Here is a 19,083-nt window from a genome sequence, read left to right on the forward strand (position 1 = left end):
CGTGAGATACCGTCTTGTGAGTGCCCACACAGATTGTCTGATAAATTGTTAAAGAGCATGGCCGACAGAAAGCTGCGCTTCCCGCGGCACGGGCTGCGTATATTACGCGAATCCGTTTCAGAGTCAATGAATTCATTCACTCTTTTTGTTTCTCATTTAAGAGAGTTTCGAATCAGGATTTGTGAGTTTGCTCACATCCGTTCGATGGAGGCGCATTATAGGGAGTTTCTCGTCGCCTGCAAGAAATAAATAGAGAAAAATGTTCTGTTTGCTGCATTCCACAGCAAAACCCCGCTTTATACCGACTTGCGCACAGAGTTATCCACAGAACCAGAAAAAGGGGAAAATATCTCGAGCATGACGCAATCGTTTTCGTTACAATTGCGTCCATAAAAAATTGCGTGTAAACCGATGGTGATATCCCATCATTAGGTTCACTATTTTGTTATCTTGAAATCATCCTTTTATGTCTATTATGTTTTCACTCTGAAAAAGCCAACAGGAAATTATCAGCTATGCAATCACATCGTCCTATCCGTCGCGCCCTTCTCAGCGTTTCCGATAAAACTGGCATTGTTGAGTTCGCCCAGGCACTGTCACAGCGTGGTGTTGAACTGCTCTCCACTGGGGGAACGGCAAAACTGCTGGCAGAAGCAGGTCTTGCGGTAACGGAAGTTTCTGACTACACCGGTTTTCCCGAAATGATGGATGGCAGAGTTAAAACCTTGCATCCTAAAGTGCACGGTGGAATTTTGGGGCGCAGAGGCATCGATGATGAAGTGATGGCAAAACATGCCATTGAACCCATTGATATGGTGGTTGTGAATCTCTATCCTTTCGCTCAAACCGTTGCCCGCAAAGATTGTTCGCTGGCCGATGCGGTAGAAAACATTGATATTGGCGGCCCAACCATGGTTCGCTCTGCGGCAAAAAATCATAAAGATGTCGCTATCATAGTTAACAGCAGTGATTACACCGATATCATCAGTGAAATGGATAGCAGCAATAATGGCTTAAGCTACGAAACGCGTTTTGACCTGGCGATTCGCGCTTTCGAACATACTGCCGCTTATGATGGTATGATTGCTAACTACTTCGGTTCTCTGGTTGCTCCCTATTATGGTGAAACCGATAAACCATCAGGTCGTTTCCCTCGTACACTTAACCTTCAGTATATTAAAAAGCAGGATATGCGTTACGGTGAAAACAGCCACCAACAGGCCGCATTCTATGTTGAAGAAGCAGTAAAAGAGGCTTCGGTAGCTACCGCTCAACAACTTCAGGGCAAAGCCCTCTCCTATAACAATATTGCTGATACCGATGCTGCTCTGGAGTGTGTTAAAGAGTTTACTCAACCCGCCTGTGCAATCGTCAAACATGCCAACCCATGTGGTGTAGCGCTGGGGGATAATATTCTTCATGCTTATGAGCGCGCCTATTTAACCGATCCAACATCAGCCTTCGGCGGCATTATTGCTTTTAATCAGGAGCTGGATGCCAAAACCGCTGAAGCCATTATCAGCCGCCAGTTTGTTGAAGTTATTATTGCCCCATCGGTAAGCGCAGCAGCGCTGGAAGTTTTAGCGCCGAAGCAAAACATTCGCGTACTGGAATGTGGTCAGTGGGACACTCGGGTCGCCGGATTAGATTTTAAACGTGTCAATGGCGGCTTGCTGGTTCAGGATCGCGATCTGGGTATGGTTAGTCAGGCTGATTTAAAAGTTGTTACTATCCGCCAGCCAACCGAAAAAGAGCTGCGTGATGCGTTATTCTGCTGGAAAGTAGCCAAATTTGTTAAGTCTAATGCCATTGTTTATGCCCGTAACAACATGACTATTGGAATAGGTGCAGGTCAAATGAGCCGTGTCTACTCAGCCAAAATTGCCGGAATTAAAGCGGAAGATGAAAACTTGCAGGTTGCTGAAGCGGTCATGGCATCCGATGCCTTCTTTCCGTTCCGTGATGGCATTGATGCCGCTGCAGCTGTTGGTATCACCTGCGTTATTCAACCGGGGGGTTCTATCCGTGATGATGAAGTTATTGCCGCAGCCAATGAACACGGCATCGCCATGATCTTTACCGATATGCGCCATTTCCGTCACTAATACCAGTAACTGAATTTCGACATTTACACGGAGCCAGAAAGATGAACATATTAATTATTGGTAATGGCGGACGAGAACATGCGCTGGCATGGAAAGCAGCCCAGTCACCGCTGGCTAATAAAGTATTTGTTGCTCCCGGCAATGCCGGTACTGAACTGGAGCCAAATCTGATTAATGTGGCAATCGCCGCAACAGATATTGATGCTCTGGTACATTTTGCCCAGAAAGAGAATATCGGTTTAACTATCGTAGGGCCAGAAGCCCCACTGGTTAAGGGTGTGGTTGATGCTTTTCGTAAAGTTGGGCTAAAAATCTTTGGCCCTACTCAGGCAGCCTCCCAGCTTGAAGGTTCAAAAGCTTTCACCAAAGATTTCCTAGCTCGTAACCATATCCCCAGTGCGGAATACCAAAACTTTACCGATCTCAATCAAGCCCTTGCCTATATTCGCGCTAAAAGTGCACCAATCGTAATTAAGGCCGATGGTCTGGCTGCAGGTAAAGGCGTTATCGTGGCAATGACTTTGGAAAAAGCCGAAGAAGCCGCAAAAGATATGCTGGAAGGCAATGCCTTTGGTGATGCTGGCCATCGTATCGTCGTGGAAGAGTTTCTTACCGGTGAAGAAGCCAGCTTTATTGTAATGGTTGACGGTAAGAACGTAGTTCCAATGGCAACCAGTCAGGACCATAAACGCGCTTATGATGGTGATACTGGCCCCAATACTGGCGGAATGGGTGCTTACTCACCAGCGCCGGTAGTGACTGATGAAGTTCATCAGCGCATCATGGATCAGGTTATCTGGCCTACGGTAAAAGGGATGGAGGCTGAAGGTAACACCTATACCGGTTTCCTGTACGCCGGGTTAATGATTGATGATGCCGGTCAGCCAAAGGTGATTGAGTTTAACTGTCGCTTTGGCGATCCGGAAACCCAGCCAATCATGCTGCGCATGCAGTCCGACCTGATTGAGCTTTGTCTGGCCGGTGTGGAAGGTACGTTAAATGAAAAAACTTCCCGTTGGGATCCACGTGCTTCACTGGGCGTGGTTCTGGCTGCTGGCGGTTATCCCGGTGATTACCGTACCAACGATGTCATTACAGGGTTGCCACAGCAAGAGATGGAGGACGGAAAAGTTTTCCATGCTGGTACCGGTTTGAAAGAGTGCCACGTAGTAACCCAGGGTGGGCGAGTACTTTGCGCAACCGCATTAGGAAACAGCGTTGCCGAAGCCCAACGCCGGGCTTACGAAATTGCCGCACAAATCCAGTGGGACGGCTGCATTTACCGTAAAGACATCGGCTACCGCGCTATTGAACGCGAAAAACAGAAGTAATTTTCTCTTCTAATGATTAAGGTCGCCGCATGGCGACCTTTTGTATTTTATATCTTTCAGCAGTTAATCGGCGGGAGAGATTTCCGTTGGGGTCGTAGCAGCTTTAGCTGCCGGACTCTGAAGCTAAGTACTAATGGTCTTCCGGCCGAGCACCCGGGTGATATACGCAACATTATCTTTACGGCCGGAATGTCCTCTGAACCCAATCCCATTCCAAAAGAACTATCAAAACGTCTCCAACCTCGGCTCCCAAGAACAAAAATTCTCATTCGCCACCAACAACAACTGCATTCCCCCCGGTGCATCTAACCACGCCAGACTAATAAAGCCACCGTTACGCACCCGCTTTTCAATCCACGACTGTTGATCGTAGGAAAATACCGGATTAACTTTCTCTCCGGCACAGGTGATAACCTCACCGTTATTGATATAGCCTTGATGCAAAGCTATCTTTCCGGCATTCAGCGACTCACTGGCTGCCAGAATGCGCTGCTCTTCGTATTTTAGCCTTAAAATATCGTCGTCAGAGAGCTGCTCATTGCGATCCGCCAACTGGCGCTGCATAAAGCTGGGGTTGCCCTCACTATCCAGGCGCATTAATTCTTTGGGATAACCATCAGGCGTTTGAACTTCACGGCGAATCAGACTTACTTTTCCGGCCGAGTATTCGTAATAAGTAGAGACAGTGCTACCGGTATATGGCGTATATACGCTCATCAGCCGCATAGGCTGACCTTCGCCACTGATTTTAGTCCAGATTCTCATCATGCCATTATTGGCAATATAGCCCGAGGCACTTAAGGTAGGATCTTTGGCTGAGGTGCTACATCCCGCCAAAATCAGACTGCTTATAACTATCAATCGTTTTATCATGGTCTGAATATGATAAAAGGGGCCATTTTGCCCCTTTTTTATCTCATTAAGTGGCTGTTAATTACTTCTTAACAGCTTCCTTCAACGCTTTGCCAGAAACAAATGCTGGAACATTAGCCGCAGCAATTTTGATTTCTTTACCAGTCTGTGGGTTACGACCAGTACGAGCATTACGATGATTCACTTTAAATGTACCAAAACCAACCAGTTGTACTGGGTCACCATCTTTCAGAGACTCAGTAATTGCGCCTAAGGTTGATTCCAGAGCCGCTTTGGCCTGAGCTTTAGTAATACCAGCCTTGTCTGCAATTACGTCAATCAGTTGAGTCTTGTTCATAAATTATCCTTACAATGTGTTTTATGGCATGCAATGTATCGAACACGGGTGGGAAATAAACCCTTAGCCTGAGCGTCTCGATAGCCACCTTTCAAAGGCAAGACAAATGTAGACCAATAGAGGGCGGCTGTGAAGCCTTAACATGCTATTATTTAAGCTCTGAATCACGTTTTATCATCTATTGTGTTAAATTTATACCAATATTGCTGATTGCGGCCTCTTTCAGGTCTGCTCTTAACCCTTTTATTAGCTCAATATCACGCTCTTCGCATTCGGCTAGCAGGCGATATATTTCCCACTGAACATCAAATTCATGCTCAATGAGTGGCAAAGCTTTTAGCTCATCATCAGTCATTTCGCGGTTAGCTTCAGTCATCTCCAGCATCGCTACGGTACGAACTGATGTTTCACTCACGGTGATGGCGTGTTCTAAGGTTTCACCGCTTAAATGAGAGTGCAACACCTCACTCAGTGCGACACAGGCATCAATGGCAGGATAAACGCCATATAAATCAAATTGCTCTGCATCAGGAATGATATCCTCCAGCTTTTCCAGTTGGCTGTCGAAATTCACTTTCGCGCCCTTCACCACCAGCGTTTCCCAAATCAAATCCAGAATACGGCGATATACTTGAGGTTCAGCAAACCCGGTCTGGTGACAAAACGCCTGATAATTTGGATACATGCGCTCACACAAGCAGGCCATGAAAGTGTAATGCTGCCAGCTGGTCAGCTTTTCCATACGTTTGTGAATCGGGTTACGTAGCATTAATATATCTCATTAATATTCAATATGATGGGGAAATACCCAATTATAATAGCCGTAGCTTAATCAATACTTTTTTCCGGATGTTCTGCCAGCCAGCGCAAAAATGCAGGGCGCCGTGAAGCAATGGCATCGGCCCAACGGGTTGGTTCCGGCAGGCGATAACCACGCATACAGCGTTTTACCCATGTCAGTGCGCTATCCGGGCTAATTCGATGCCCAACGGAAATATACAGCGGCTTACAGCGCGCTTTACTGTTCCATACCCAACCGAGAAATTCATTCTTGTCGGTCAACTCAGCCAGATCGCCCGGCGCTTCAGTTAATGGGCGATGTTGCCCACACAGGCGACTCTTTGCCACACCAATGGCTGGTACATCAGCCAACAATCCAAAGTGGCTGGCAACGCCAAGCCGTCTGGGATGAGCAATGCCCTGACCGTCGACAAATAACAGTTGAGGTTTAATGGTGAGCTTTTGCCATGCGGCCAGTAAAGCGGGACATTCACGAAAAGAGAGCAATCCGGGAATATAGGGAATATTTGTCGGCACTCTGGCAATCTGATACTCCACCAGATCCAACCCAGGATAGCTCAGAATAGCTATCGCCGCCCGGGTGATGGTTCCATCCTGTTCAAAGCCAACATCGGCACCGGCGATCCAGTCAGGTTCAGTAAAACCCAGTTGGTCGTCTCTGACGATCAACCGGGCCTTGTCAGACTGTTCAGCCCGCAAAGAAGCGGTATTAATCATGATAAGCGCGAGACAGTTTATGAACCGCGTCAACAAAAACACCAGCATGTTCAGGTGGAACATCCTGATGAATACCGTGGCCCAGGTTAAATACGTGGCCATTACCATGACCAAATCCGGCAAGAATAGTCGCTACCTCCTGCTCTATTCTGGCAGGAGGAGCATACAGCATAGAAGGATCCATATTTCCCTGCAACGCCACACGGTTACCTACCCGCTTACGGGCATCGGCAATATCGGTAGTCCAGTCCAGACCAAGTGCATCACAACCGGTATCAGCCATGGCTTCTAACCACTGACCACCGCCTTTAGTAAACAGCGTCACCGGTACTTTACGACCTTCATTTTCACGCACCAAGCCATCAACAATCTTGTGCATATAGGCCAGTGAGAACTCCAGATAATCACGCCCGGTTAATACGCCGCCCCAGGTATCAAAAATCATCACCGATTGCGCGCCCGCTTTAATCTGAGCGTTCAGATATAAAATGACACTGTCAGCGATCTTATCCAATAGCTTGTGCAACACGGGTCCATCGGCATACATCATTTTTTTGATTTTAGTAAATGCCTTGCTGCTGCCACCTTCAACCATATAGGTCGCCAGAGTCCAGGGACTGCCGGAAAAGCCGATAAGAGGAACTTCGCCCTTAAGATTATGACGAATAGTACGCACCGCGTTCATTACATAGGCCAGCTCCTGCTCCGGATCGGGAACCGGTAGATTATCAACATCGGCCTTACAGGTAATGGGATGCTCAAAGCGAGGGCCTTCACCCGCTTCAAAATAGAGCCCTAATCCCATCGCATCAGGAATAGTTAAAATATCGGAGAACAAAATAGCCGCATCTAACGCATAACGACGCAGTGGCTGCAATGTCACCTCACAAGCCAGTTCGGCATTTTTACACAGTGACATAAAGTCACCGGCTTCAGCTCGGGTTGCTTTATATTCAGGTAAATAACGCCCGGCCTGACGCATCATCCAGACAGGCGTTACATCAACAGGTTGGCGTAATAACGCACGCAGATAGCGATCGTTTTTTAATTGATTCATTATTTTTATCCTTCTGGTATTGCGCGCATTGTAGCATGCAACAAGCTCTTCCAATATAAAGAGGACATATTACTATATCTGCCCGATATGCTGGTCGGCAAAATGCTAATAATCATGCTCAGATCGACATAATGCGATGGTATCTTCAATCAACCGGCGCGCTACCGTACCAGGAGGAGGAAGTTGAGGAAGATTGTCATAACGGAACCAATCGGCATCCAGCAATTCTGATGTATCTATTTTCAGCTCTCCGCCCGCATAGTCAGCTAAATAAGCCACCATCAGAGAGTGTGGAAACGGCCAGGGCTGAGAAGAGATATAACGCAAATTAGTCACCTGCAAGTTACTCTCTTCCTGTACTTCCCGGGCCACGGCTTGCTCCAGTGTTTCTCCCACCTCCACAAAACCAGCCAGTGCGGTATAGATCCCACCCCGATGGCGGTTATGCTGCGCCAGCAAAATCCGGTCATCACGACGGATAGCAACGATAATGCAGGGTGCTATTTGTGGATAGTAGCGTTGACGGCAGTTATTGCATAAACAAGCCCATTCCCGATCGCTGACATACATTGGATGCCCGCAGTAACCACAAAACTGGTGTGCCCGATAAAAGCCCTCCAGCTGAACCGCTCTGCCCGCCAGTTGAAACAATCCACGGTCTTCATTGAGCAATTGCCGAACTGAAGCCATCTCCCTCGAGCGCTCTTTACACACCAGCCAAACGGACTCACTTTGCCACTCACCAATTCGATGCGCTTTTTCGCCCGACAGACCAAAATCATTGGCACTACCATAAGGCACCTCACCTTTTGGCAACCATAATTTCCCGGCGTGACTCAGTAGCCACCAGCCGGATTCATTACCTTGTAGTTGTTGTTCCATAAACGTTTTGCTCAACCTCTTAATTTGCTGGCAATCTAACAACAATAGATTTACATTACTTTAACTTGCTATTTTACTAACAGCCATCACTCTGGAAACCCTATGCTAAACCAACTTGAAAGCTTAGCCGAGCGCGTGGGCGGCAAAATTAAACTGATTGATCAGTGGTTAGAATCACGCAAAAACTTACTGGTTACTTATTACCGTCTTGTTGGTATTAAGCCGAACAAAGAAAAAAATGTTCCTCTCGATGAAAAAGCCTTAATCGATTTTGGACACCATTTGGTGGACTATCTCTCCTCTTGTCATTTTCATATTTATGACAAAATCATTACCCAGAAAGAAGGCGCCAGTAGCCCCAACCTGCTTATTGGTCAAAAAGCCTACCCGAGATTAGAAGAGAACACCCAAAAGATTATGGCGTTCTACGATAATTATGTCGAAAAGGGCATCAACGAAGACACCATATTACAACTGCATGAAGATCTTTCAACCGTTGGCGAACTACTGGAAAGACGCTTCTCTCTGGAAGATAAACTGATTCAGGAAGCCACTAATAGCTGGCTGAACCATCACTCTTCTGCTGCATCAAAATAATCGTTAAACGTGGTGCCTGTCACTGGCACCATTAGAGTATAAACCGGGCGTAAAAACACACTTGTGGTTTTTGTTAGCTTACTTATACTGTGTTGCATCACCGTTTTTGGTGATAAATCTTGTCGGAGTGCCTAGTGCCACCTTGGTGACACGGGCTGAGACCGTTAATTCGGGATCCGCGGAACCTGATCGGGCTAATACCCGCGAAGGGAACAAGAGTAATATCCTCCAGATAAACTGAAACTGTTTCACTCGTTTTCTGTTTTATCATTACTCCCTCTCCGAACTCCGGACAAGCAATCCTTAATTTTATTAGGAGTTTGCTATGTCTAACCGAAGAACCCAACGCGCTCAGGCGCAGCAATTTATTGATCAGCTACAGGGAAGTGCCTTTCCCAACTCAAAACGCATCTATCTGCAAGGTTCACAAACGGATTTGCGCGTTCCCGTGCGTGAAATTCAGCTATCACCAACGCTGATTGGCGGCAGCAAAGAGGAACCTGAATATCAGGATAATGAAGCAATACCGGTTTACGATACTTCCGGCCCTTATGGTGATCCTCAGGCAACGCTGGATGTCCGTCAGGGGCTACCGGCGCTGCGAAAAAACTGGATCGAACAACGTAGAGATTCTGAGCCTTTGCCTCAGGTCAGTTCACACTTTACCCAAAAGAGGCTGGCTGACGAGGGGTTAGACCATCTGCGTTACACCCATCTTCCCGCACCTCGCAAAGCAAAACCCGGCAAACGCGTTACCCAGTTACACTATGCCAGAGCGGGTATCATAACGCCGGAAATGGAATTTATTGCCATTCGCGAAAATATGGGGCGGGAACGCATTCGTAGCGATGTATTAAAACAGCAACATCCGGGGCAAAATTTTGGTGCCGTGCTGCCAGAAAATATTACACCTGAATTTGTTCGTGATGAGGTGGCGGCTGGCAGAGCTATTATTCCTCTGAATATCAACCATCCTGAATCAGAACCCATGATCATTGGCCGAAACTTTCTGGTGAAAGTGAACGCTAATATTGGTAATTCCGCGTTGACCTCCTCTATTGAAGAAGAAGTAGAAAAACTGGTTTGGTCTACCCGTTGGGGGGCGGATACAGTGATGGACCTCTCCACCGGGCGCTATATTCATGAAACTCGTGAATGGATTATCCGTAATAGCCCAGTACCTATTGGTACCGTACCCATTTATCAGGCGCTGGAAAAAGTAAACGGTATTGCTGAAAACCTCAGTTGGGAAGTGTTTAAAGACACGCTGGTTGAACAGGCTGAACAAGGAGTCGATTACTTCACTATACATGCCGGTGTATTGCTACGTTATGTGCCGATGACCGCCAATCGCCTGACGGGTATTGTTTCCCGGGGCGGTTCCATCATGGCGAAATGGTGCCTGTCTCACCATCAGGAAAACTTTCTCTATCAGCACTTTCATGAAATCTGTGAGTTATGTAGCCAGTACGATGTGGCGCTTTCGCTGGGAGATGGTCTGCGCCCTGGCTCTATTCAGGATGCCAATGATGAAGCACAGTTTGCAGAACTGAAAACCCTGGGTGAACTCACTAAAATCGCCTGGGAATACGATGTTCAGGTGATGATTGAAGGTCCCGGCCATATTCCCATGCATATGATTCGTCAGAATATGACCCTTGAGCTGGAGCACTGCCATGAAGCGCCGTTTTACACCTTAGGGCCGCTGACCACCGATATTGCCCCAGGATACGACCACTTTACCTCTGGCATCGGTGCCGCCCTGATAGGTTGGTTCGGCTGCGCCATGCTCTGTTATGTGACTCCCAAAGAGCATCTTGGTTTGCCCAATAAAGATGATGTAAAGCAGGGGCTTATTACCTACAAAATTGCCGCTCATGCTGCCGATCTGGCGAAAGGTCACCCCGGTGCACAAATTCGCGATAATGCTATGTCAAAAGCCCGCTTTGAATTCCGTTGGGAAGATCAGTTTAATCTGGCCCTCGACCCGGAAACCGCACGGGCTTATCACGATGAAACCTTACCTCAGGCCTCTGGCAAGATTGCTCACTTCTGTTCAATGTGTGGACCAAAGTTTTGCTCAATGAAAATTTCTCAGGAAGTACGGGATTTCGCTAAAGGTCAGGCGCAACAGAATCTGCTATTAGTGAAAACTAGTGGAATGAACGAAATGTCAGAAAATTTTCGTGCTCAGGGCAGCGAACTCTATCACCCTGCCTCATCAGATAGTATAACCACGGAGGCCAGCTCTCATGACTGATACTACCCTAACCCATCTTCCAGCCTTACCTGATACGCCATTTCTTCCTACGGAGAAAAAGCTGGGGCTCTATCCTGTGGTTGATACTCTGAGCTGGATTGAACGTTTGCTGGAGGCTGGTGTAACCACCATTCAACTGCGCATTAAAGACCAGCCAGACACCGAGGTGGAAGAGATTATTCAACAGGCAATTGAACTGGGAAAACGGTTTAATGCTCGTCTGTTTATTAATGATTATTGGCGACTGGCGGTTAAACATCAGGCTTACGGGGTCCATCTTGGTCAGGAAGATTTACTCACCGCCGACCTTAAGGCAATCCATCAGGCGGGCCTGCGTTTGGGAGTCTCTACCCATGATGATGAAGAGCTGGCGCTAGCCATTGCCGTTCGTCCTTCTTATATTGCCTTAGGCCATATTTTCCCCACTCAAACCAAAGATATGCCTTCTGCACCACAGGGGGTAGCCGAGTTAAAACGTCATGTGGCGACTATCCCTGATTACCCTACTGTCGCTATTGGCGGCATCAGTATCGATCGCGTACCAGAGGTATTAGCCTGCGGGGTAGGTAGTATTGCTGTGGTAAGTGCGATTACTAAAGCCCCGGACTGGCGTCAAGCCACCGCAGAGCTGCTCCGACTAATAGAACATGAGGAGCGTTAACCATGCTGAACGACAGCGAATTTTTGCGCTATAGCCGTCAATTACTGCTGGAAGATATCGGACCGGAAGGACAAATCAAACTCAGGCAATCGACGGTGTTAATCGTCGGTCTGGGCGGGCTTGGCTCTCCGGTATCGCTCTATCTGGCGGCAGCGGGCGTAGGTAACATGTTATTGGCTGATGATGATAGTGTTCATTTGACCAACTTACAGCGTCAAATACTGTTTCGTACTCAGGATATTGAACGTTCTAAAGCCGAACGGGCAAAAGAACAATTGCAGGCGCTAAATCCACAAATTAATTATCAGATTCTGACCCGACGGCTTACTGATAAAAACCTGAGTGAAATTTTACCCCAAGTCGATCTGGTACTGGATTGCTGCGACAACATAACCACCCGTCATGCGGTTAATGCTGCCTGTATCCAATATCGTATTCCACTGGTCAGCGGTAGCGCAGTCAGCTTTAGCGGGCAGCTCATGGTTCTGAAACCGCCGTTCAATCATGGCTGTTATGCCTGTCTCTATCCGGAACAACAAGAGCCTGAGCGTAACTGCCGGACAGCCGGAGTGCTTGGGCCAATGGTTGGTGCTATCGGCTCACTACAGGCGCTGGAAGCAATAAAACTGCTTGCCGGGGGACCTTCAGCGCTGGAAGGCAAACTGCAATTATTTGATGGTAAACAACATCAGTGGACCACTTTACGGCTGAATAGGGATCCAAACTGTCAGATTTGTGGAGGTGAGTATGCAAATTAGGGTGAATGAATCACCGGTTAGCGCAGAGCATCCCATAACCTTATCCGCCCTGCTCCAACGGTTAAATCAATCTCCGGTGGGTATGGCGGTGGCAGTTAATCAGCAAATATGTCCGAGAACCCTGTGGGATAGCCATCTGCTTCAGGATGGTGATGAGGTTTTACTTTTTCAAGCTATTGCAGGAGGCTGATATGTTAACCATTGCAGAGACAACATTTACCTCACGTCTGTTTGTAGGTACCGGAAAGTTTTCATCTTCAAATATGATGATGCAGGCTATTGCTGCTTCGGGTTCAGAGCTGGCAACCATGGCGATGAAACGGATCGATGTTCATAACAGTAGTGATGCTATCCTGTCGCCACTACAACAGCATGGCATCAGATTATTGCCTAATACTTCCGGGGCGAAAACCGCCGCTGAAGCTATTTTTGCCGCTCAATTAGCAAGAGAGGCGCTGGAAACCAACTGGCTTAAACTGGAAATTCATCCTGATGCCCGTTATCTGCTTCCGGACCCTATTGAAACCCTGAAAGCAGCCGATGAGCTGGTTAAGCAAGGATTTATTGTGTTGCCCTACTGCGGTGCCGATCCGGTGTTGTGTAAACGTCTGGAAGACGTTGGCTGTGCTGCTGTGATGCCATTAGGCGCGCCGATTGGCTCCAATTTAGGTTTGGTCACCAAAGAGTTTTTAAACATCATTATTGAACAATCTACCGTTCCGGTGATTGTGGATGCCGGTATTGGCAGCCCAAGCCACGCGGCACAGGCGATAGAAATGGGTGCCGATGCCGTGTTGGTTAATACCGCTATTGCCGTAGCCAAAGACCCGATAAATATGGCACAGGCATTTAAACTGGCGGTTGAGGCTGGTTATTTAGCCAGACAGGCCGGATTAGGCGCAGTTCGCCATAATGGCCATGCATCCGCCTCCAGCCCGTTGACTGACTTTCTCCAGTCCAAAACGCTGGAGGTGAAATGAAAACAGCATTTCGTCACCACTGGCAAAATTTGGACTGGGATGATATTTCCCTGAATTTATATGGTAAAACATCAAGAGATGTTGAACGGGCATTGATAAATCAACAGCGTACGCTGGATGATTTTATGGCGCTAATTTCTCCGGCAGCATTACCTTATCTGGAAGAAATAGCACAAGAGGCACAAAGTCTTACCCGCCAGCGTTTTGGTAATACGGTAAGTTTTTATGCCCCGCTATATCTTTCCAATCTTTGTGCCAATGACTGTAGCTATTGCGGCTTTTCAATGAGTAATCGCATCAAGCGTAAAACGCTGGATCAACATGAAATTGCTCTGGAATGCCAGGCGTTAAACGCCATGGGTTACAAACATCTGCTGCTGGTTACCGGAGAACATCAGGGAAAAGTCGGCATGGACTACTTTCGTCGTCATCTTCCCGCTATTCGACAGAAATTCAGCTCACTGATGATGGAAGTTCAACCGCTAAAAACTGAAGAGTATGCCGAGCTAAAAACCTTAGGATTGGACGCTGTGATGGTCTATCAGGAAACCTATCATGGCCCCACCTATCAACAACATCATCTGCGAGGCAATAAGCAAGACTTCTTCTGGCGGCTGGCAACACCGGAAAGGCTGGGAGATGCAGGCGTAGACAAAATTGGATTAGGTATTCTCATTGGGCTTTGCGCCGACTGGCGTACCGATAGCTACTATCTGGCCGAGCATCTGAGTTTTCTACAAAAGCGCTACTGGAAAAGCCGTTACTCCATCTCGTTTCCCCGTTTGCGCCCTTGCACCGGTGGAACGGAGCCCGCGTCGATTATGGATGACGCCCAACTGGTACAACTCATTTGCGCCTTTCGTCTGTTTGCACCAGATGTGGAGCTTTCCCTGTCCACCCGTGAGTCACCGCACTTTCGTGACCACATGGTACCCCTGGCGATTAATAGCCTGAGTGCCGGTTCAAAAACTCAACCCGGTGGTTATGCCGATAATAAGCCTGAGCTGGAACAGTTTTCGCCCCATGATAATCGTTCCCCACAGCGAGTAGCTGAAGCGCTGATGGCTAAAGGACTACAGCCGGTCTGGAAAGACTGGGATCGTTATCTGGGGCATACTTCGGGAATATAGTGCGCAAAGTTAATGAAAGCGACAACACACCCGTAATTTGTTTTCGTCATATCGCGCAACGCTAATTAGTGGCGATAACAGGAGAAAAATAAATTACATATAGTCATCGGGTAAAGGTCGTCGACGCCTTTACCAGAGTCTCTGATTTCCCCCCGGCTCTGCATCATTAATACTGGGGCATCTCGTATAAGAATCTTTATTCGTTATGCCTCGCTCCCTTCCCATCGCCTGCTGACAACGTTCAGTAAGGCATCAGGCATAAAAAAACCGCCCCAAGGGGCGGTTTTTAACTCAGCTAATTGAGCCGATTATTCGTCATCACTACCCAGACCCGCATTCAGCAACTCAGCCAGATTGGCTGTCGCTTCTTCTGCGCTAACCTGAGGTGCTGCAACGTCTTCAACATGACGGCGACGTGCACGGTCCTGATGATAAGCGTAACCGGTACCCGCCGGAATCAGGCGACCAACGATAACGTTCTCTTTCAGACCACGTAACTCATCACGTTTACCAGCAACGGCAGCTTCTGTCAGCACGCGCGTTGTTTCCTGGAACGATGCCGCAGAGATGAAGGACTCTGTTGCTAACGATGCTTTGGTGATACCTAACAGGTCACGAGCAAAGGTTGCAGCCAGTTTACCTTCTGATTCAAGGGTGCGGTTAGCAATCTTGATGCGAGAGTATTCTGCTTGTTCGCCTTCCAGGAACTCAGTGTTACCCGGATGAACGATAGTACCTTTACGCAGCATCTGACGAACGATAACTTCAATGTGTTTATCGTTAATCTTAACGCCCTGTAAGCGGTAAACTTCCTGAACTTCGTTAACGATGTAACGAGTCACTTCATGTACACCACGCAGACGCAGGATGTCATGTGGAGACTCAGGACCATCGGAAACAACGTCACCGCGTTCTACCAGTTCGCCTTCAAACACGTTCAGCTGACGCCACTTAGGAATCATCTCTTCGTATGGCTCGCTGCCATCCATCGGAGTGATTACCAGACGACGTTTACCTTTAGTCTCTTTACCGAAGGAGATCACGCCGCTGACTTCAGCCAGAATCGCAGGCTCTTTCGGACGACGCGCTTCAAACAGGTCGGCTACGCGTGGCAGACCACCGGTAATATCGCGAGTACCGCCAGATTCCTGCGGAATACGCGCCAAAGTGTCACCCGGATTAATCTCTACGCCATCTTCTAACTGGATAATTGCCTTACCCGGTAAGAAGTATTGAGCCGGCATATCAGTACCTGGGATCAGGACATCATTGCCTTTAGCATCAACAATTTTCAGCGCAGGACGCAGGTCTTTAGTACTACCAGTACGTTCAGCACCTTCCAGCACAACGATTGAAGACAGACCGGTTAATTCGTCAGTTTGACGAGTAATCGTCTGGCCATCGACCATGTCGGTAAAGCGAATGAAACCGCCTACTTCAGAGATAACTGGCATGGTATGTGGATCCCAGTTAGCGACAGTTTCGCCACCGGTAACACCAACACCATCGCCTTTCGCCATAACGGCACCATAAGGTACTTTATAGCTCTCTTTAGTACGACCAAATTCATCGATTAAGGTCAGTTCAGTATTACGTGAAGTGATAACCAGCTTGTTAGCAGCATTGATAACAAATTTAGCGTTCTTCAGCTTCAGATTACCGGTATTTTTCACCTGAATACTGGATTCAGCAGCCGCACGCGATGCCGCACCACCAATGTGGAAAGTACGCATGGTTAACTGTGTACCAGGCTCACCGATTGACTGAGCAGCGATAACACCAATAGCTTCACCTTTGTTGATGATATGACCACGGGCCAGGTCACGTCCGTAACAGTTAGCACAAACACCGAAATCGGTATCACAGCTAACCACAGAACGAACCTTGATAATATCAACAGAGTGTTCTTCTAACAGGTCACACCATTTTTCATTCAGCAACGTGTTACGCGGCACCAGAATGTCGGCAGTACCTGGTTTCAGAACGTCTTCAGCCGTTACACGACCTAATACACGCTCACGCAGAGGTTCTTTAACATCGCCACCTTCGATAACCGGAGTCATCACGATACCATCGTGAGTTCCACAGTCGTCTTCGATAACAACCAGATCCTGCGCCACGTCAACTAAACGACGAGTCAGATAACCAGAGTTTGCTGTTTTCAGTGCGGTATCCGCCAGACCTTTACGAGCACCGTGAGTAGAGATGAAGTACTGGAGTACGTTCAGACCTTCACGGAAGTTCGCAGTGATCGGGGTTTCGATGATTGAGCCATCTGGCTTAGCCATCAGACCACGCATACCTGCTAACTGACGAATCTGTGCTGCCGAGCCCCGTGCACCGGAGTCAGCCATCATAAAGATACTGTTGAAGGAAACTTGTTTCTCTTCTTCACCGTCACGGTTAATCACGATTTCAGAAGACAGGTTTTCCATCATCGCTTTCGCAACGCGTTCGTTAGCGGCAGCCCAGATATCGATAACTTTGTTATAACGTTCGCCGGCGGTAACCAGACCAGACTGAAACTGTTCCTGAATTTCTGCCACTTCGGTTTCGGCTTCATTAATGATTTCTGCTTTCTTAGCAGGGATCACCATATCATCGATACCTACAGACGCACCGGAACGTGCTGCATAAGCAAAGCCGGTATACATAGTCTGGTCAGCAAAAATAACGGTAGGTTTCAGACCCAGGATGCGATAACAGGTGTTAATCATCTTGGAAATGGCTTTCTTACCTAACGCCTGGTTGATGATTGAGTAAGGCAGACCTTTTGGTACGATCATCCACAGGATGGCGCGACCAATCGTTGTATCTACCAAACCAGTTTTAGCAACCAGTTCGCCTTCAGCATTTTTTTCATACTCAGTGATACGAACTTTAACGCGAGCATGCAGCTCTGCGTGGCCAGCACGATATACGCGCTCGGCTTCTTTTGGCCCGCTCAGGACCATGCCTTCGCCTTTCGCATTCACTTTGTCGCGGGTCATGTAGTACAGACCCAGAACAACGTCCTGAGATGGTACGATGATTGGCTCACCGTTCGCAGGAGACAGGATGTTGTTGGTAGACATCATTAACGCACGCGCTTCCAACTGGGCTTCCAGCGTCAACGGTACGTGAACCGCCATTTGGTCACCGTCGAAGTCGGCGTTATAGGCCGCACACACTAATGGGTGCAACTGAATCGCTTTACCTTCGATCAGAACCGGTTCAAACGCCTGAATACCTAAACGGTGCAGCGTTGGTGCACGGTTTAATAGTACCGGGTGTTCGCGGATAACTTCATCCAGAATATCCCATACCACGGCTTCTTCACGCTCAACCATCTTCTTGGCAGCTTTAATGGTGGTCGCTAAACCACGCAGTTCCAGCTTACCGTAGATGAATGGTTTGAACAGCTCTAATGCCATCTTCTTAGGCAGACCGCACTGATGCAGACGCAGGTATGGACCTACGGTGATTACAGAACGACCGGAGTAGTCAACACGCTTACCTAACAAGTTCTGACGGAAACGACCCTGCTTACCTTTGATCATATCGGCCAAAGATTTCAGAGGACGTTTGTTAGAACCGGTGATAGCACGACCACGACGGCCGTTATCTAACAGCGCATCTACCGCTTCCTGCAACATACGTTTTTCGTTACGTACAATGATATCTGGCGCAGCCAGATCCAGCAGGCGCTTCAGACGGTTGTTACGGTTAATCACGCGACGATATAAATCGTTCAGGTCGGAAGTCGCAAAACGACCACCGTCCAGCGGAACTAGCGGACGTAAATCTGGTGGAAGAACCGGTAATACGGTCAGGATCATCCACTCTGGCTTGTTACCAGACTGAATGAACGCTTCCAGCAGCTTAACGCGCTTGGTCAGCTTTTTACGTTTGGTTTCAGAGTTGGTTTCATTTAACTCTTCGCGCAGTTGTTCACACTCAGCTTCCAGATCCATGCCTTTCAGCAGAGACTGGATAGCTTCGGCACCCATCTTGGCATCGAATTCATCACCAAACTCTTCCAGCGCGTCCAGATACTGCTCTTCAGTCAGAATCTGACGACGTTCCAGATTAGTCATACCGCCTTCAACAACCACATAAGATTCGAAGTACAGTACGCGTTCGATGTCACGTAATGGCATATCTAACAATAAGCCGATACGAGATGGCAGTGATTTCAGGAACCAAATGTGCGCAGTAGGAGAAGCCAGTTCAATATGGCCCATACGCTCACGACGCACTTTAGTCTGAGTCACTTCAACGCCGCATTTTTCACAAATGACACCGCGATGTTTCAGACGCTTGTACTTACCGCACAAGCATTCGTAATCTTTTACTGGTCCGAAAATACGGGCACAGAAAAGGCCGTCACGTTCTGGTTTGAACGTACGGTAGTTAATGGTTTCCGGCTTTTTAACTTCGCCGAAAGACCAAGAACGGATCATGTCTGGCGAAGCCAGCGCTATTTTGATTGCATCAAACTCTTCGGTCTTAGTTTGTGCTTTCAGAAACTTCAGTAAGTCTTTCACGGATCGGCTCCTGTCGGAGTTAAACCTGTTGGGCGCTCAACTTATTCTTAAACTTACGTTTAAGGGGT

The 19,083-nt window shown here is 47.9% G+C and carries 16 protein-coding genes and 1 riboswitch; of the genes, 9 read left to right on the forward strand and 7 right to left on the reverse strand.

Annotated elements, in window-relative coordinates:
• The first annotated feature begins 515 nt into the window (after positions 1–515).
• Complete coding sequence (gene purH / locus LPW36_RS14555; RefSeq protein WP_230610795.1) at positions 516–2,105, forward strand: bifunctional phosphoribosylaminoimidazolecarboxamide formyltransferase/IMP cyclohydrolase; 1,590 nt, start codon at positions 516–518, stop codon at positions 2,103–2,105.
• Positions 2,106–2,146: 41 nt separating this feature from the next.
• Entirely contained in the window at positions 2,147–3,436 is a 1,290-nt protein-coding gene (purD, locus tag LPW36_RS14560) for a phosphoribosylamine--glycine ligase (RefSeq protein WP_230610797.1), read from the forward strand.
• Positions 3,437–3,661: 225 nt separating this feature from the next.
• Here purD and LPW36_RS14565 read toward each other — a convergent pair whose 3' ends face one another.
• The 6 genes from LPW36_RS14565 to nudC form a co-directional block, all read right to left on the reverse strand.
• Entirely contained in the window at positions 3,662–4,297 is a 636-nt protein-coding gene (locus tag LPW36_RS14565) for a DUF1481 domain-containing protein (RefSeq protein ID WP_230610799.1), read from the reverse strand.
• A 73-nt stretch (positions 4,298–4,370) separates the two neighbouring features.
• Positions 4,371–4,646 carry a nucleoid-associated protein HU-alpha gene (hupA, locus tag LPW36_RS14570; protein ID WP_130593042.1) on the reverse strand — a complete coding sequence of 92 codons (276 nt, stop codon included), beginning with the start codon at positions 4,644–4,646 and terminating at the stop codon, positions 4,371–4,373.
• A gap of 178 nt (positions 4,647–4,824) precedes the next feature.
• On the reverse strand, positions 4,825–5,415 hold the full coding sequence (locus tag LPW36_RS14575; protein WP_230610800.1) for a YjaG family protein: 591 nt from the start codon (positions 5,413–5,415) through the stop codon (positions 4,825–4,827).
• A 59-nt stretch (positions 5,416–5,474) separates the two neighbouring features.
• Complete coding sequence (gene nfi / locus LPW36_RS14580; RefSeq protein WP_230610802.1) at positions 5,475–6,164, reverse strand: deoxyribonuclease V; 690 nt, start codon at positions 6,162–6,164, stop codon at positions 5,475–5,477.
• Positions 6,157–7,221, reverse strand: coding sequence for a uroporphyrinogen decarboxylase (gene hemE / locus LPW36_RS14585; RefSeq protein WP_230610804.1), 1,065 nt, complete (start codon positions 7,219–7,221; stop codon positions 6,157–6,159). Before hemE ends, nfi begins: the two co-directional genes overlap by 8 nt.
• A 105-nt stretch (positions 7,222–7,326) precedes the next feature.
• Positions 7,327–8,103, reverse strand: coding sequence for an NAD(+) diphosphatase (gene nudC, locus LPW36_RS14590; protein ID WP_230610805.1), 777 nt, complete (start codon positions 8,101–8,103; stop codon positions 7,327–7,329).
• 102 nt (positions 8,104–8,205) lie between these two features.
• Here nudC and rsd point away from each other — a divergent pair, with 102 nt between their 5' ends.
• The 7 genes from rsd to thiH all read left to right on the forward strand — a co-directional run bounded on the left by rsd (position 8,206) and on the right by thiH (position 14,489).
• A complete protein-coding gene (rsd, locus tag LPW36_RS14595) occupies positions 8,206–8,700 on the forward strand; it encodes a sigma D regulator (RefSeq protein WP_230610807.1) in 495 nt (164 codons plus the stop codon).
• 113 nt (positions 8,701–8,813) lie between these two features.
• Positions 8,814–8,929: riboswitch (TPP riboswitch) on the forward strand.
• A gap of 96 nt (positions 8,930–9,025) precedes the next feature.
• Entirely contained in the window at positions 9,026–10,960 is a 1,935-nt protein-coding gene (thiC, locus tag LPW36_RS14600) for a phosphomethylpyrimidine synthase ThiC (protein ID WP_230610809.1), read from the forward strand.
• The gene (gene thiE, locus LPW36_RS14605; protein ID WP_230610812.1) at positions 10,953–11,621 is read left to right on the forward strand and encodes a thiamine phosphate synthase; all 669 of its coding nucleotides are present in this window, start codon (positions 10,953–10,955) and stop codon (positions 11,619–11,621) included. The genes thiC and thiE overlap by 8 nt, the downstream gene beginning before the upstream one ends.
• 2 nt (positions 11,622–11,623) lie before the next feature.
• Complete coding sequence (locus LPW36_RS14610) at positions 11,624–12,379, forward strand: HesA/MoeB/ThiF family protein (RefSeq protein ID WP_230610814.1); 756 nt, start codon at positions 11,624–11,626, stop codon at positions 12,377–12,379.
• Positions 12,369–12,569 carry a sulfur carrier protein ThiS gene (thiS, locus tag LPW36_RS14615; RefSeq protein WP_230610816.1) on the forward strand — a complete coding sequence of 67 codons (201 nt, stop codon included), beginning with the start codon at positions 12,369–12,371 and terminating at the stop codon, positions 12,567–12,569. The genes LPW36_RS14610 and thiS overlap by 11 nt, the downstream gene beginning before the upstream one ends.
• Position 12,570: 1 nt before the next feature.
• Positions 12,571–13,359 carry a thiazole synthase gene (locus LPW36_RS14620; RefSeq protein WP_230610818.1) on the forward strand — a complete coding sequence of 263 codons (789 nt, stop codon included), beginning with the start codon at positions 12,571–12,573 and terminating at the stop codon, positions 13,357–13,359.
• Positions 13,356–14,489, forward strand: a complete 1,134-nt coding sequence (gene thiH / locus LPW36_RS14625; protein WP_230610822.1) for a 2-iminoacetate synthase ThiH — start codon at positions 13,356–13,358, stop codon at positions 14,487–14,489. The genes LPW36_RS14620 and thiH overlap by 4 nt, the downstream gene beginning before the upstream one ends.
• Positions 14,490–14,797: 308 nt before the next feature.
• On the opposite strand, the gene rpoC is transcribed toward thiH, so the two are convergent.
• Complete coding sequence (rpoC, locus tag LPW36_RS14630) at positions 14,798–19,015, reverse strand: DNA-directed RNA polymerase subunit beta' (RefSeq protein WP_230610824.1); 4,218 nt, start codon at positions 19,013–19,015, stop codon at positions 14,798–14,800.
• Between the last annotated feature and the right edge of the window lie 68 nt (positions 19,016–19,083).

Source organism: Limnobaculum eriocheiris, from assembly GCF_021010575.1.
In the GTDB taxonomy this organism is placed as follows: Bacteria; Pseudomonadota; Gammaproteobacteria; order Enterobacterales; family Enterobacteriaceae; genus Limnobaculum; species Limnobaculum eriocheiris.

Excerpts from the sequence above, each read along its gene's own strand:
- LPW36_RS14610 (WP_230610814.1), top strand. The coding sequence starts at position 11,624 with ATGCTGAACGACAGCGAATTTTTGCGCTATAGCCGTCAATTACTGCTG.
- thiH (WP_230610822.1), top strand. The coding sequence starts at position 13,356 with ATGAAAACAGCATTTCGTCACCACTGGCAAAATTTGGACTGGGATGAT.
- thiE (WP_230610812.1), top strand. The coding sequence starts at position 10,953 with ATGACTGATACTACCCTAACCCATCTTCCAGCCTTACCTGATACGCCA.
- hemE (WP_230610804.1), bottom strand. The coding sequence starts at position 7,221 with ATGAATCAATTAAAAAACGATCGCTATCTGCGTGCGTTATTACGCCAA.
- thiS (WP_230610816.1), top strand. The coding sequence starts at position 12,369 with ATGCAAATTAGGGTGAATGAATCACCGGTTAGCGCAGAGCATCCCATA.
- LPW36_RS14620 (WP_230610818.1), top strand. The coding sequence starts at position 12,571 with ATGTTAACCATTGCAGAGACAACATTTACCTCACGTCTGTTTGTAGGT.
- thiC (WP_230610809.1), top strand. The coding sequence starts at position 9,026 with ATGTCTAACCGAAGAACCCAACGCGCTCAGGCGCAGCAATTTATTGAT.
- LPW36_RS14575 (WP_230610800.1), bottom strand. The coding sequence starts at position 5,415 with ATGCTACGTAACCCGATTCACAAACGTATGGAAAAGCTGACCAGCTGG.
- rsd (WP_230610807.1), top strand. The coding sequence starts at position 8,206 with ATGCTAAACCAACTTGAAAGCTTAGCCGAGCGCGTGGGCGGCAAAATT.
- purD (WP_230610797.1), top strand. The coding sequence starts at position 2,147 with ATGAACATATTAATTATTGGTAATGGCGGACGAGAACATGCGCTGGCA.
- nfi (WP_230610802.1), bottom strand. The coding sequence starts at position 6,164 with ATGATTAATACCGCTTCTTTGCGGGCTGAACAGTCTGACAAGGCCCGG.
- nudC (WP_230610805.1), bottom strand. The coding sequence starts at position 8,103 with ATGGAACAACAACTACAAGGTAATGAATCCGGCTGGTGGCTACTGAGT.
- hupA (WP_130593042.1), bottom strand. The coding sequence starts at position 4,646 with ATGAACAAGACTCAACTGATTGACGTAATTGCAGACAAGGCTGGTATT.
- purH (WP_230610795.1), top strand. The coding sequence starts at position 516 with ATGCAATCACATCGTCCTATCCGTCGCGCCCTTCTCAGCGTTTCCGAT.